The following is a 14,169-nucleotide window of genomic DNA, read 5'->3' as shown; positions in this document are numbered from 1 at the left end:
ATGCGGGCCGGTATCGACGCGAGGACAGGCAAGATGCTGCTCGGCTGGAACCATTGCGTCCAGTCGATCAGGAAGTGCCTGACGACACGGTTGGGAAGCCGTGTCCTTCGCCGTCATATCGGCTCGGTACTGCGCGAGCTGCAGGACGGCAACGCCGATGCCACAACCATTCTTGCAGCCTATCGGGCAATTGCCGATGCGCTCAATGATCCTGATGGTGGCGAACCCGGTTTCAGCCTGCAGAAGATCGAGCTGCTCGAATACAAGCGCACCGGCCGCTTCATTTTCATTCTGACGGGCGTCTGGTTCCCGCGTGGCCACCTCGGCGACTGGTCCGTCTACGAAACCGTCAATACGTCTTGGCCGGAGGCCGCATGAGCTTTCAGATTATCGACCTATCCCGCCTGCCGGTTCCCGACGCGATCGAGACATTGAGCGCCGAGGCGATGATTGCCGCGTTCAAGGCGCGCTTCCTTCAGGTCTGGGAAATCCAGCGTCAGCTTGATCCGACGCTGCCTGCCTATGAGACGCTCGATCTTGAAACCGACAGCGCCAACATCGTCGGTCAGGCTTGGACCTATCTGCGGCTTCTCGATCGCCAGCGCGTCAACGACGCTTTCCGTGCCTTGCTCGCGCCCTATGCCAAGGGTTCCGATCTGGAGGCGATCGCCGCCGACAATAACGTTGAGCGCCAGATCGTGACACCGGCGACCGCCAACACCGACGCCGTAATGGAGGGCGATGCGTCCTTGCTTCGCCGCTACCTGTTGTCGCTTGATGCGCCTGCCTCCGGTTCGCCCGGCCGTTACCTCTATGATGCATGGACGGCATGGCCGCAGACTGACGACAGGACACTCGGTCTTTGGGACGCCCGGATCAACGGTCGCGCTATCCACGGCCGTCGCGGCGATACCGATGTTGTGTTGATTGGACCCTTCGGCCGTGAGCCGACCTCGGCCGAACTCGCGACTGTGCGCGCCGCTGTTCTCGATCCAGACCGCACGCCGGAGGCTGTCAGCGTTTCCATCATGGCGGCGACCCGCAGGGAATATCAGGTGTCTCTGGTACTGGAGATCGTCGGGACCGGCCCGTCACCTGATCTGCTGAAGGCCGAGGCGGAAAAGCGTGTGACGGCCGCAGCGATCGAGCGAACCACCGTCGGCGGTGAAATTCCTGAAGGCCTCCTGTCCGGCGCTGCCTATGGCGGCAATATCGTGAAGGTGCGCGACCTCGCGCCGGTGGCGATCGAGCCTGATCCATATACCGTGCCGGTCATGACCGGGCTGACGGTGGTGACGGAGGTCCGGGCATGAGGGACGTTGCAGCGCTTCTTCCGTCCAATTCCGAGCCTTTTGAATACGCGCTTGCCGGTGGCATGTCCGATGACCTGGCTGTGCCTTTCGCTGACCTGATGGACCCGTACAAGACGGAAGCGCGGCTGTTGCCCTATCTCGCCGCGCACCATTCGGTTGACCTCTGGTACGACGATTGGAGCGAGGAGCGGAAGCGGGAAATGATCGCCCAATGTGCCGGGCGTTCTGTCCTCTATCCCGGCTCGCGGTTGGCGGCCCTGAAAGGCACGCTTGTCGGCCTGAAGCGCTATCTGGCTTTTGTCGACGCCGATATCATTGATCGCATCGCCCATCCAGCCCGGTTCACCTTCGGTCGCGCCGTCATCGGCCGCACGCCGATCGCGCACCAACCGTTCACGGCGCATTACCTCGTGCACGTCACGTTGCGCGCCCCGAAAAACCATTTTCAGATCGGCCGATCGGCTTTCGGCCGGGCCGCTCTTACATCCGTCGATCTTGAGCCGATCCGTCGCGCACAGCGTGCCATGGTCACCGCCAAGACGCCGGACACCCTCTACACCGTCAGCTTCGCATGGCGTCGACCGATCACCCTGCAGGACGCCGTCATGATCGACGGCAGCACTTCGCCGGGCGGTTATCGCCAGCGTCAATATCTTTGATACGAGGACCAGCCAATGCCCCGCGTTACTTTCTCGAATGCCGAAATCGCCGATCACACCGACTTTGAAAATGTCAGCCTGTTTGCCCAGCAGGATGTAGATGGCGTTTGGCGGGACGCGATCGGCTATCCAGCGCACTGGTCGCATTTTACCGTTGCCCGGAAGTCCGTGCAGGAGATCACCGTATCGCCCGGTCGCTATGTCGCCGGTGAAAAAGTCTATGCGCAGGCGGCTTCCAAAGACGTCAATCTTCAGCTTCAAATTCCGCCCGCAGCTTCTGACCAGCGCTGGGTGGCAATCCTGTTGCGCGGCGAAGAAATCACCGAAACCGCAAGCAGGCCTTTCGAAACATCGCAAGACCCGGAAACCTCGATCCCGGTCCAGCGCGTCACGCCTAAGACCGTGCGACGCATCGTTAATCTGATCGTGCAGGCTGGCGAGGCGAACCCGGTACCCGCAAAGCCGGTGGTGGCCGAGACCGACGCGTGCATCGCATTCGTCCTCCTGAAATCGACCGGTGTTGATGTCATCGAGCCGGGAAACGCCAGCCGCGTGAAGACGCTCTACGAGGTTGAGGGCCGCGTGACGGCGCTGGAAGTGAACCTCTCCGGTCTTTTTCTTCGTACCGAAACCATCGAGACGCAAATCACCAACATTGCCACCCGGCTGACGGATATCCCGCGTCCGGCGATCATCCGCCAGATGCAGCGCGATATCGGTGCCGCCAGACTGAAGGTCGATCTGCCTGACGAGGCCCGCGCTTATGTCTTTGACAATGGCCTCATTCCCGATCGGTGGGACTTGCAGCATGTCGACTGGCTGGCGCGAGTTGAGGAAGGCGTTCGCTTCGGCTTTGCTGCCATCACGCAGGCGCGTCTTGAAGTGCAGGCCGAAGATAATCCGCAGATCGCCTTCCGCACCCGTCGCATGGTTCCGGCCTTTGATGAGGTCGTGAAGATCGAGAACACCTCCCTCGACAGCACACTCAACATCTCGCAGCTCGTCCACACGCAAACGACTCTGACGCGGATGGAAGCTTCGCGCATTCGTCTGACCTATGGCCCAACGATGTGGGCATGCGAAAATCAGGCCGGGTGGGCTGGTCTGGGCGGCGACTCCCGCGTGGGCCAGATGCTGAACGTTGGTGGCGAGCAGTTCGAAGTTGTCGAGATCCGGGCGAACGGCGGTGTCGGTCACCAGACCTATGGCGTTCGCCAGATCCGCTACGAGATTTATAGCGAACCGTATTGGGAGTACGTCACCGAAAAAGTCGGGATGAATGGCTCGATCTACGCGCAATCGTTCCTTGTCGCCCAGCCGATGCTGATGACGTCTATCGACCTGCACTTTGCTCGTGTCGGATTGGATGGCGATGTCCACGTCGCCGTGGTCGAGGTTTCGACAGGAGGGACGCCGCTTTTCGACCGCGTGCTTGCGGTGAGCAAGATCGAACACAAGGACATGGCTGTCGGTTGGGTCAATTGCGTCATGCCCTATACGCTTTTGGAAAGCGGCAAGCGCTACGCCATCGTGACCGTGACGACCGGCGCACATGCGCTCTCGGTCTCCACCGGCAACAAATACACCGGCGGCACGCAATTTAACTGCACGGACGGCGTGTTCGCCCAAGGCTCTATGGATATCGACTTCTGCTTCAGGGTGAATGGAGCGCGATACCACAGCCCGCGCACCGTGGTACCGATGCAGGCACTCAATCTCGCTGACGGCATGACCCAGATTGACATGCTCTTCTCGGGATGGGTGCCGGGCGGCACGGCGCTTGTCTGGGAAATCCGGCCTTCGGGAACGACCGCGTGGGTCGAACTGGATGATGGCGACCCCGCCACCAATCCCCTCGTTGGCCTGCCGGCATCGGTGGAGCTTCGCCTCGTGATGGTCGGTACGGCTGATCTTCAGCCCATGATCCAGTTGGACGCGACCGCTGTCTCGCGTGTGGCGCGTAACCGCACCAACATGAAAGCGGTCAGCAAAGCTTTCGAATTCGGCATCTCGACCAGCGCGATCGTGACGCAATACACGCTGGATGCCTTTGACCCGGCTCATCACACCTTCACACCACGGATCATGGTCGGCAACAACGTGATCGCTCCTGGCACAACGGAAGTCACGATTGATCCGAGCAATCCAGCCCGACGAACGTTCCTTTCCACCTATTCGCTTGGTGCTGCCACGTCATCCGCCCGGATTCATTTTGCCGCCAACACCGACAACCCCGTCACCGTTCCGTTCCTTCAGGACGGTTTCATTTCCGCCCTTTAGCCCCGAGGCCTCCATGAAAGTCGACGAAAAGAAAACCTATGACGTCAAACTGACGCGGCCGGTAACGCTCGGACCCTTCCGGTATCGGCCACTCAACGAAATCGAAATGTCCGGCTCGGTTTTGAAAACCGTCATCGAGCAGGAAGGGGAGGATGTCATTGACTACGCCAACGCGCGATAATCGCTATCAGCTTCTCTCTTGGCCACCGACCGAGTTCACGGTTGACCTGTGGAATGCGGTGTTCGGCGATCTCGCCGATCGCATAACCAGCCGTGAGCAGTTGGAAGCTTCGTTCGAGACATTGAAGGCACAGGGCATACAGGCGTCACTGGATTATATTCAGATCAACGTTGCACCGCAGCTTGCGAACCTCAGAATTTCAATCGAACTGGCGCAGGAGCAAATCGATCAGATCATCATTGGCGGCAAGGCTCCTGACACACTTAAATTCGGCGGTCAACTGCCTGCCTATTATGCGACTGCGCTCGCATTGTCAGAAGGTCTCGCCGGAAAGGTGCCTTCCGCCCGCAAGGTGAACGGCAAGGAACTATCCGGCGATATTGTCTTGGATAAATCTGATGTTGGCCTTGGGAATGCCGACAACACCGCCGATGCGGATAAGCCGGTCAGCACTGCGCAAAAAGACGCCATTGAAGCCCGCATACCGTATTTTCAGAGCGGTGCGGCGCTACCTTCTACCGACATTGGCCCGATATGGCATGCTGATTATCGATCGGTCATGACATGGCAGGTGTTCAATGCCAACGGCGCGGCCTACGCGGGCTATGCGTCCGATATGGTGGGGTGCCCCTTTAAGGACGGCCAGCCGACCGCACGAGCGGGCTATGTCAAGCGGAATGGTGCATCGTTGTCCAAGACGGCCTATGCGGCGCTTTGGCATTGGGCCTTGCACAACGGGCGCGTTGTCGCACTCGGAAGTTGGGCAGCAGGCGCATTTGTTTTCGCCGATAATGGCGATGGCACCTTTAAGCTGCCGGATAACCGAGGGGAGTTTGAACGCAATTGGGATGACGGCAGAGGTGTCGATAGTGGTCGCGCACTTGGCTCATGGCAAGACAGCACCAACAAAACACACGTGCACACCGGAACTACGGATGCTTCCGGCGCACACGCCCACGGTATTCCGTCTCGCGTTTCCGACCAAAACCATAGGCATTTCAACAACCCCGGAACGGTTTCCGAAGGGGCTGAAGGTGGTGGCGTAGGGGGGGATGGAACCACGTACTCCGCTGGCAATCACGTCCACACCTTCACAACCGCCGCATCGGGAAGCGCAGAAGCGCGCCCGCGTAGTGTGTCGTTTAACGCCATCATCAAGTTTTGAGGCCATCCATGGAAATCTACAATTTTAATCCTGACGACGGCGTATATCTCGGCGTGTCGGTTGCCGATCCCGACCCTTTGAGCGATGGGGAATATCTCATTCCTGCATTTGCTACTATTCTTCGCCCTCCTGAAGAACGCGAAGGTTTTGTCTGGCGTTTTGTCGATGGGGCTTGGGGTTACTCTCCTGAAGGCGAGTATGAGACACCACCGGCAGAAGAACCCGTTGTGTCAGCCGCAATGGTCTCCAGCGAGCTGGATCGTCGGCTTGCTCTTGGTTTCGATTACAGTTTTGGCGACGAACGTGGCACCCATCATCTCGGTACCACGCCAACGGATATGAAACGCTGGACCGAAGAGGTCACACCGCTTTCTCAAGCCTATTTGAACATGGGTCAACCGGATGGACAAATCGGCATAAAGACGGAAACCGGGCCAGTTGCGGTGACGGCAACTGAATGGCAGCAAATCCTTCTCGCCGCCGGTGTCCATCGCCAGCCCATCTATCAGGCGTACTTTGCGCTGAAGGACATGGCCCCAATCCCGGCCGACTATGCCTCTGCGAGGTACTGGCCGTAGAAGCCAAGTAGACAGAAACGCTGAAATGGGTCATTGAATAGGTCTTGAATATCGCTTCAAGGCCCTTTCGGCCACCCGCTGTTACTGACAATGTCAGGCTCTCAGTAAATTTCAGTCGAACCTAGTTTGTCTCCAATTCGACCTTTGGAGACGGCTTATGGCACTCGATTTTAATCACGGCGTCCGCGTAATAGATGCTGGCAGCGAAAGCAGGCCGCTTGAGACGGCCGACAGCTCCGCGATCGGCGCGGCCGTCATTGCGCCGGACGCCTCAAACACGCTTTTCCCCTATGACGAGCCGGTGGCGTTCTACACCCACGAGGCCGACAAGGTGGCCGCACTCGGCACGACCGGCACCGCGATTGACATTATTAATGCGATCCGGGCGCAGGGGATCGAGGCGCAGTGCGTGTTTGTCCGTTGCGAGGCTGGCCAGACGCCGGAAGCCACCCGCGCCAAGTTGCAGGGTTCGGCCGCGTCGATGACGGGCGTTCATGCTCTTTCCTTTGCCCGTGGTCATGTCGGTGTCGAGCCGGGTCTCGTGATCGCACCGGGCTATTCTTCAGGTCGCGTCGAGGATGCCAAGAACCCGCTCGCTGATGCGCTGGAGCAGGTGTCCGAAAAGCTGAAGGCTATCGCAATTCTCGATACTGGCGGCCCGGACGCGGCCACGAGCCTCGCGTTCCGCGCAGATTTCTCTTCGCGCTACACTTATCTGGTCGACCCGTTTGTGCGTGTCGCTTCCGGTGCGACGATCGTCACCAAGCCCGCTTCTCCCTTTGCGGCCGCCATGTTCGTGAAGCGCGACAAGAAAAAGGGCGGTGCCTACTGGTCGCCGTCGAACCAAGAGGTCAAGGGCGTCCTCGGCACGGCACGGCCAATCACCTATTTCGACGGCGAAATCGATCACGAGGCGAACCTCCTCAACCAGAACGGCATTGCCACTTTTATTCCGTCCCGGCTTTCGCAGGGTGCCAACGGCCAGTTCGCGCCGAACGGTCGCATTCTGTGGGGCAACCGCACCGCTTCCACAGACACCCTCTGGCAGTTCGTCAACGTGGTCCGTACCCGCGCCACCATCGAGAAAGCCATCATCAATGGGTTCCGGCCGTGGGCCAATGACGAGAACCTGACGGCGCAGCATGTCATCGCCGTGATGCGCAGCCTTCAGGACCTGCTCGACAGCATGCAGGCGGTTGGCGCCATCCTTGGTGGCCGCGTCTATTGGGATCGGGCAATGAACGGCAATGCGAACCTGCGCCTCGGCAAGCTCCGCGTCGAGTTCGATGCTGAAGAGACGCCGCCGCTGGAAGACCTGATCTTCGGCTCGCGCCGCAACGAGGCTTATTTCGACACCCTCGCCAACGAAATCCAGCGCCGTGTGACTGCCGAGTTCGGCGGCACGATCGCCGATTATCTCTCCGCCGCATAAGGGGCCACCATGACTCTGCGTATCATTCGGGGCTTCACGCTCAACGTCAACGACAACGTCAATCTGGCGCTCGACATCGAGACGCTGAAGCTTCCAGCGCTGGAGGAAATCACCGAGACCTTCCAGCCGGGCGGCTCGGACATGGAGCTGGATATCACCGGCCTCGGCATCAAGGCGCTCACCATGCCGTTCAAGCTGAAGAGCCACACGCCGGAAACGCTTGCCCTGTTCGGCGGGCCTGCCGGTGTCCGCCAGAACTGGACCGGCAAGAAGCTGGTGATTTCCGAGGAAGACGGCACGGAGCATGAGCATTCGATCGATGTGACCGGCCGTCTGTCCAAGGTCGAGGGCGAGGCGATGGCTGGCGGCAAGGCCACCGGCTACGACCACGAGATTAAGTCGATCTGGTCTTACACCGAATATTGGGACGGTCGCGTGATGCACCGTTTCAGCTTCAAAAAGGGCGGATGGGACATCTGGAACTATCAGGCCATCAATTCCACCCGCCGCTCCATCCTGTTTTCGTAAGGTCTCGCCATGTCGCTCGTTCAACAAGTCAAAATCCCGCTCACGGTCCCGGTTCCTGTCAAGGATGCTGACGGCAAAGAGGCCAAGCGGGACAGTTTCACGATGTTCCGGCCGAACGTCGCTCACGCCAAGCAGCTCGCTGTGCTGATTGGCCCGAAGCTCGCCTCGCAACTGATGAGCGACGGCAAGGCGAATATCGATGATGTCGACATCGGCGGGCTTATTACCGAACTTTCCAGCACGCTGTTGACCACGGATGGTCTCGACAGCCTGACCGGGATCGTCGCCTCGATGTCGCGGGAGGAGTCTGCTTTCATTGACCAGCTCGACTGGCTCGATCTCGTCTCGGTCGGCAAGGCGTTGCTTGATTTTTTTCCGGCACTCCGGTCCCTCGGGCGTTCGAATACGCAGCCGACCTAGCGGCCGTCTACAAATTCCAGCCCTCGGAAATCGCACAGATGCCTTGGCTGGACGCTCTCTCCTATCGCGCAGAACTTCCCCGTTTGACCGGAACCGCCCAAAGGACCGAATGACATGGATATCTCTTTTGTCATTCGGCTGATCGACCAACTGACCGGACCCGCCAAAAAGGTGAAGTCCGGCCTTCTTGATTTGGGCCAAGCCGCTAAGCAGGGCTTCTCCGGCGCGATCAAGGACGGCTTTACCGTCGAGAATATCGAGACCGCTACCAGAAACGCCGAGGCGGCGCTGCGCGATGCTCGCGGCCGCATGCTTGGCGCGTTTGGGCAGGCCATGACGCTTGCCGCGCCGATCTTCAAGGGCGCGAATTTTCAGGATGCCTTTATCGACTTCGCCAACGTCGCGGAAATCCCGGTCGACCGCATGGGCGAGATCGAGGCGCGGCTGATCGCGCAGACCCGCACCACCGGAAAGAACAAGACCGAGCTGCTGCAAATCCTTGCCACCTATGTCGGCAAGGGCATGGACCTTGACGAGAGCCTTGCGGCGATCGAGGCGACCGGCCGGGCATCGACTGCCACCAAGGCGGAAGTCGGCGACATGGGCAATGCCGGTTACGCCGTCATGGATAACCTGAAGGTTGCCGCGACCGATCTTGCCAAGGCATTCGATGTCATGGCGTCGACCGGCAAGTCCGGCTCATTCGAGCTGAAGGACATGGCGCGCAATTTCCCCGAACTGACCGCCAACGCCTCGGCGCTGAAGATGCAGGGCGTCCCGGCTGTGGCATCGCTCGCCGCCGCGCTCCAGATCGCCATGAAGTCGGCAGGTTCTGCCGATCAGGCCGCAAACAACATGTCGAATTTTCTTGGGAAGATCACTTCGCCGGACACGGTGAAGAACTTCAAGAAAATGGGTATCGACATCGAGAAGGAGATGAAGACGGCGGCTGCGAATGGCACCGATCCGTTGCTGCATTCGCTTGAGCTGATCAAAAAGGCGACGGGCGGCGACCAGTACAAGATGGGCGAGCTATTCGCCGACAAGCAGGTTCTCGATTTCCTTCGCGCCCTGATCCCCAATCTGGAGGATTACAAGCGCATTCGTGACGAGGCCGGTGCAGCCAGCGGCGTCATCGACAAGGATTTCGTCAACGTCATGTCTGGCCTGAAAACCCAGATCAAGGGCCTCGTTACCGAGGTCGATAACCTGTTTTCTGCAGGCGGCGCATTGCTGCCCGTGGTGCAGGATATTGTCCTTCGCGGCACGGCAATCGTGCGGATGGTCAACGACTGGACCACGGCGAACCCTGAGTTGACAGCGACGATCGTGAAAATCACGGCCGGGCTGCTGGCTGCGTCGGTCGCCATGCGCGTGGCTTCCTACGCCTTCGCCGCCATGCGGCTGTCCGCGATCGGCTTCACCTCGACCTTTCTGCGGTTTCAGGATGGCAGGAACATCGCCACCGGCTGGCGCATCATCGCCGGTGCATGGCGGTTTGCGGCGGGCAGCGCGTCGGCGCTCGGCTCGGCGCTTCTGCCAGTCGCGGGCCGGATTCCGATGCTGCGAAACGCGATCGCCGGTCTCTCCTTCATCTCGGCCGCGAGCGGCGGCGGGCTTGCCGGTTCACTGTCGGCCGTCACGGCCGCACTGACCGCGTTCGCCTCTGGGCTTGCAGGCATCGTCGCCGGGATCACAGCGCCGGTGTGGGCGATCGCGGCCGTTCTGGCGGGAGCCGGGTTTGCGGTCTGGAAATATTGGGATCGCATTTCGTCATTCGCGTCCGGTTTCGCAGGGCCGATTGTCGCCTTCTTCAATACCGGCGTCGAGGGTGTCACGAAAGCGCTGTCGCTCCTTGTGGACCGTATCGGCACGGCGCTCAACATTGATCCCGCTTCGATCGCAGCGTTCAAAGCCTCCATGGCGAAGATGTTCGATTTCGGCGCGATGGTCGAGGCGGCGAAGGAGAAGCTCAGCGAGATATGGAAGGCGATCACGTCTTTCTTCTCACAGGAGAAGCTCTCTGACGCTGACAAGGAGGCGATGCGCGCTGCCGGTGCAGCGCTCGGAGACGCCGTTGTCGATGGTTTTAAAAATGCTTTTGAAGCGCTCTATGGCTGGCTGGCTGGTGTGCCAGGGCGAATTCGTGATGCCATTGGTAGTATCGATCTCACCGGACTTTTCAAGTGGCCTGCAATATTGGGCGGTAGCGACAATATGCCCGCTGCGCAGCCATACCAGCCGCAACAAACCGGAGCCGCAACACCCGCTGCTGGCAACACGACCTCCAACGTCACCACCGTCAACCAGAATGTGACGCAGAACATTTCGTCACCTGATCCCAAGGCTGCTGGCGATGCCGCTGCTTCAAAATTGGGAGCGGCAATCAATTCTGTGAAATCCGGCATGTACAATGACGGAGCATATTGATGAGTTCTGCTCTTCTCGCACTTGGCTCCCACATTTTCCAGATCGACCGGCTGAACTATCAGCAGTTCGCCCGGTCAACGGAAGCAAAGTGGGCATCTATACCGCGCTTTGGCACCTATCCCGGCCGCCAGTTCGTCGGTTACGGTGATGACACCATCACGATCTCAGGGCTGCTGTTTCCAGACGAGTTCGGCGACAGGGCGGATTTCGAGGCCGTGCGTACGACACAACGCGCCGCCAATCCCGTCATGCTAATCGGCTGGGCCGATACCAGCTCAACCGTGGCCACGATCTACGGCCGCGTTGTGATCCTGTTCGTTGATGATGAGCAGTCAGCCATCAACAGGGCAGGCCTCGGACGCAAAGTGAGCTACACGATCGAAGTTGCGCCCTTCCATGATGGCGGCAAGCCTGTGGGGCTGTTCCTATGAGCGCCACCATTATCCCGGCCGAAACCCGCGTCATCGAACTGGAAGACCTGAGTATTGACCTCGTGTGCTTTGAGCACGCCTTCAAGGCTCTCAATGATCGGCGCGTGGCGGGCAAACTGGATGGTTATGTCGAGGCGACCCTCGAAGCCAATCCGAGTATCGCCGATCGCGGCCTCCTCCTTCCGCTGGGAAGCACAATCATTCTGCCGGAGTTCACGATCCGCGCTACTTCCAAGTCCGGTGTGAGGCTTTGGGATTGATGCGACACAAACCGTTCATCGAATGCTTTGTCGGCGGAAAGGCCGTTGCGCCGGGCTTTTATGACCGCCTGTCAACGGCGACGGTCACGGATAATGCCGGTCAGGAAGCCGACCGCATTGAGCTAGTCTTCGATGATTCCGGCAATGCGATCCAGATGCCGGAGAAGGGGGCAAAGCTCTCCGTGTCATTCGGCTACAAGGAATTCGGCTCGTGGGTCATGGGCGAATTCACAGTCGAGAAAAACAGGATCAGCTTCGGGCAGGACGGCGACAAACTGACCATTTCCGGCCACTCGTCCGACATGCGCGAGGACGTTAAAGAGCAAGGTTCTGAACACTTTGATCAGACGACGATCGGCGATGTGGTCGAGCAGCTCGCCAAGCGGCACGGCTATGACGCAAAGGTCAGTCCCGAGCTGGCGGCGAAGCAAATCGAGTACATAGCTCGCGTCGGCCAAAGCCCGGTTGACTTCCTGATACGGCTTGCAGATCGCAACCGGGCGCTCTTTTCGATCAAGGGCAACAAGTTCCTGTTCCTGTCTCGGGGCATCCTGCCAACGATCACGATCGACAAGAGCGAGTGCGAGAGCGGCGATTTCGAGATCGAACCCCGCACCAAATTCGGCACCGTTGAGGCCTCGTACTTTGACCGCGCATCCGGCAAGACGGAAACCGTTTCGCATTCAACCGGACTGAAGGGGCCAGTGCGTCTACTGCGCACCGTCTATGCCAACAAGGCCGAGGCGGAAGCTGCGGCGGGTTCCGAGGGCGACAAGCTCGGCCGTGCGACCGGCTCAGGCAACCTCGTGATGTTCGGCCGACCGGAGTTGATGGCCGATACGCCTTTGAACCTCACGGGGTTTCGAGCCGAGGCAAACGGCGCATGGCGCGCCGGAACTGTTACCCAGACCTTCGCCGCCGACAGCTACAAAACCAGTGTCGCGGTCGAAGCGCCGGAGAGTGGCAAGGAATAACAGGAGAATAAGATTTTGGCCTGCCGGTGGACCGGGTGGCCGGGGTGATTCTACGCACCCCAAGCGACGGGCCAAAGTTTGGCGACCTAACCCGTCAGACAGCGACATTCGATAACTGTCACACCCGTACCCTGCAGGGCGGATTTGCTGTGACTGAGTCGAGAGATATTTGAAATGGTGAATCTGACGCCGGTGGCTCCGGCCACCCCCGCCGCTCCTTATATCGGTGGAAAACGTGTTCTGGCGAAAGCCATCATCGCTCGCATCAACGAGACACCACACGAAAGCTACGCGGAGGCGTTCGTGGGCATGGGTGGTGTCTTCCTTCGGCGAAACCTCCAGCCGCGCATGGAGGTCATCAACGACATCAGCGGTGATGTCGCCAACCTCTTCAGGATACTGCAGCGGCACTATCCGCAGTTCATGGAGACGCTCCGATATCAGGTTACGAGCCGTCGCGAGTTTGACCGCCTGTCTCGTGTCGACCCCACGACCTTGACCGATCTGGAGCGTGCGGCGCGGTTCCTTTATCTCCAGCGGACGGCGTTCGGCGGTAAAGTCGCCGGGCAGAATTTCGGCGTTACGATGCAAGGCGCTCGTTTCAATCTCCTGAAGCTTGCCCCGCAACTGGAGGCGATCCACGAACGGATGGCAGGCGTCGTCATCGAGCAGCTTCCTTGGCGGCGTTTCATCGAGCGCTATGATCGGCCGGGAATGTTGTTCTATCTCGATCCACCTTACTTCGGAAACGAGACAGACTACGGCTCTGATGTGTTCAGTCGGGAGGAGTTCGCTGAAATGGCGGCTGTTCTCAGGCAGATTAAAGGCCGCTTCATACTGTCTTTAAATGCCGTTCAAGGCGTCTTCGAAACCTTCAAGGAATTTCGAATTGAAGAAGTGGACTGCACCTATTCCATACAGGGAGCTGGAAACAGTAAGGCGGTGAAAGAGGTTGTCATCTCCGGGCCGCCCCTTTGAATTTGCGCACCGCTCGAATTCATGCTTCAAAGCCCTCTATCATATCTAGGGGGCTTAGAGCTTTATGATGAAACACTTCGCTGTTTTTCTGATGACCACTGTCTTGGCTACAAACGCTCAATCAGCCGAGGAGCCGGTGCAGGGTGCCAAAACTTGGAGCTATTCGTGTGTAAAGGTCACGGAGCTGGAAAACTTCAAAGCTGAAGGCCCCTCATTCAAAATCAACAATCTCAGCGTGATTGAGAAAAAAGCATTCACGGCAAAACCACTGACGCAGCTGGTGGTTACGTTCTCCGTTGTCAATAGAAGCAACGAGAATGCCTACCTATCGGCAGACGTGTTGGCGCTTGGCAAGGATAGCTTGCCCCTAGCGGCACTGAGCGCAAACCCTCCATTTGACCTCATCGCACCGGGCAGTACTGATACCGTGAAAGGCGACACCTTTGTGCAGGCCGGAACCTTGGCCAAAGCCGATCTCATTTGCTACCGTTTTGGCGGCACTGCACTACCTGAAACTGTTGCCAACTGATATTGCGCTTC

The 14,169-nt window shown here is 59.1% G+C and carries 16 protein-coding genes; all 16 read left to right on the top strand.

The features are described from left to right. Nucleotides 1-378, top strand: coding sequence for a GPW/gp25 family protein (locus tag PIB16_RS08600; protein ID WP_099087248.1), 378 nt, complete (start codon nucleotides 1-3; stop codon nucleotides 376-378). Continuing rightward, nucleotides 375-1,313, top strand: a complete 939-nt coding sequence (locus tag PIB16_RS08595) for a baseplate J/gp47 family protein (RefSeq protein ID WP_271045420.1) — start codon at nucleotides 375-377, stop codon at nucleotides 1,311-1,313. Before PIB16_RS08600 ends, PIB16_RS08595 begins: the two co-directional genes overlap by 4 nt. Next, nucleotides 1,310-1,972: a phage tail protein I gene (locus PIB16_RS08590; RefSeq protein WP_271045419.1), complete on the top strand. Its 663-nt coding sequence runs from the start codon at nucleotides 1,310-1,312 to the stop codon at nucleotides 1,970-1,972. The genes PIB16_RS08595 and PIB16_RS08590 overlap by 4 nt, the downstream gene beginning before the upstream one ends. A 15-nt stretch (nucleotides 1,973-1,987) precedes the next feature. Further along, on the top strand, nucleotides 1,988-4,252 hold the full coding sequence (locus PIB16_RS08585) for a hypothetical protein (protein WP_271045418.1): 2,265 nt from the start codon (nucleotides 1,988-1,990) through the stop codon (nucleotides 4,250-4,252). A gap of 13 nt (nucleotides 4,253-4,265) precedes the next feature. Next, nucleotides 4,266-4,433 (top strand): hypothetical protein, encoded by a 168-nt coding sequence (locus PIB16_RS08580; protein WP_271045417.1) that lies wholly within the window; start codon nucleotides 4,266-4,268, stop codon nucleotides 4,431-4,433. Then, nucleotides 4,405-5,598, top strand: coding sequence for a phage tail protein (locus PIB16_RS08575; protein ID WP_271045416.1), 1,194 nt, complete (start codon nucleotides 4,405-4,407; stop codon nucleotides 5,596-5,598). Before PIB16_RS08580 ends, PIB16_RS08575 begins: the two co-directional genes overlap by 29 nt. Nucleotides 5,599-5,606: 8 nt before the next feature. Further along, a complete protein-coding gene (locus PIB16_RS08570; protein WP_271045415.1) occupies nucleotides 5,607-6,176 on the top strand; it encodes a DUF4376 domain-containing protein in 570 nt (189 codons plus the stop codon). 157 nt (nucleotides 6,177-6,333) lie between these two features. Continuing rightward, nucleotides 6,334-7,608: a phage tail sheath family protein gene (locus PIB16_RS08565; RefSeq protein ID WP_271045414.1), complete on the top strand. Its 1,275-nt coding sequence runs from the start codon at nucleotides 6,334-6,336 to the stop codon at nucleotides 7,606-7,608. 9 nt (nucleotides 7,609-7,617) lie between these two features. Beyond that, complete coding sequence (locus PIB16_RS08560; protein WP_269699237.1) at nucleotides 7,618-8,136, top strand: phage major tail tube protein; 519 nt, start codon at nucleotides 7,618-7,620, stop codon at nucleotides 8,134-8,136. A 102-nt stretch (nucleotides 8,137-8,238) separates the two neighbouring features. Next, nucleotides 8,239-8,556: a hypothetical protein gene (locus PIB16_RS08555; RefSeq protein ID WP_271045413.1), complete on the top strand. Its 318-nt coding sequence runs from the start codon at nucleotides 8,239-8,241 to the stop codon at nucleotides 8,554-8,556. Nucleotides 8,557-8,670: 114 nt separating this feature from the next. Next, on the top strand, nucleotides 8,671-10,986 hold the full coding sequence (locus tag PIB16_RS08550; RefSeq protein WP_271045412.1) for a phage tail tape measure protein: 2,316 nt from the start codon (nucleotides 8,671-8,673) through the stop codon (nucleotides 10,984-10,986). Next, nucleotides 10,986-11,417, top strand: coding sequence for a phage tail protein (locus tag PIB16_RS08545; RefSeq protein ID WP_271045411.1), 432 nt, complete (start codon nucleotides 10,986-10,988; stop codon nucleotides 11,415-11,417). The genes PIB16_RS08550 and PIB16_RS08545 overlap by 1 nt, the downstream gene beginning before the upstream one ends. After that, nucleotides 11,414-11,677, top strand: a complete 264-nt coding sequence (locus PIB16_RS08540; protein ID WP_271045410.1) for a tail protein X — start codon at nucleotides 11,414-11,416, stop codon at nucleotides 11,675-11,677. Before PIB16_RS08545 ends, PIB16_RS08540 begins: the two co-directional genes overlap by 4 nt. Continuing rightward, nucleotides 11,677-12,651 (top strand): phage late control D family protein, encoded by a 975-nt coding sequence (locus tag PIB16_RS08535; protein WP_333779995.1) that lies wholly within the window; start codon nucleotides 11,677-11,679, stop codon nucleotides 12,649-12,651. The genes PIB16_RS08540 and PIB16_RS08535 overlap by 1 nt, the downstream gene beginning before the upstream one ends. 174 nt (nucleotides 12,652-12,825) lie before the next feature. Continuing rightward, the gene (locus PIB16_RS08530; RefSeq protein ID WP_271045408.1) at nucleotides 12,826-13,629 is read left to right on the top strand and encodes a DNA adenine methylase; all 804 of its coding nucleotides are present in this window, start codon (nucleotides 12,826-12,828) and stop codon (nucleotides 13,627-13,629) included. 64 nt (nucleotides 13,630-13,693) lie between these two features. Next, nucleotides 13,694-14,158 carry a hypothetical protein gene (locus PIB16_RS08525; RefSeq protein ID WP_271045407.1) on the top strand — a complete coding sequence of 155 codons (465 nt, stop codon included), beginning with the start codon at nucleotides 13,694-13,696 and terminating at the stop codon, nucleotides 14,156-14,158. Nucleotides 14,159-14,169: the final 11 nt, after the last annotated feature.

The sequence above is a fragment of the Agrobacterium sp. ST15.13.015 genome (assembly GCF_027871645.1).
Classification (GTDB): domain Bacteria; phylum Pseudomonadota; class Alphaproteobacteria; order Rhizobiales; family Rhizobiaceae; genus Agrobacterium; species Agrobacterium leguminum.
This window is presented reverse-complemented; position numbering and strand designations above follow the sequence as displayed.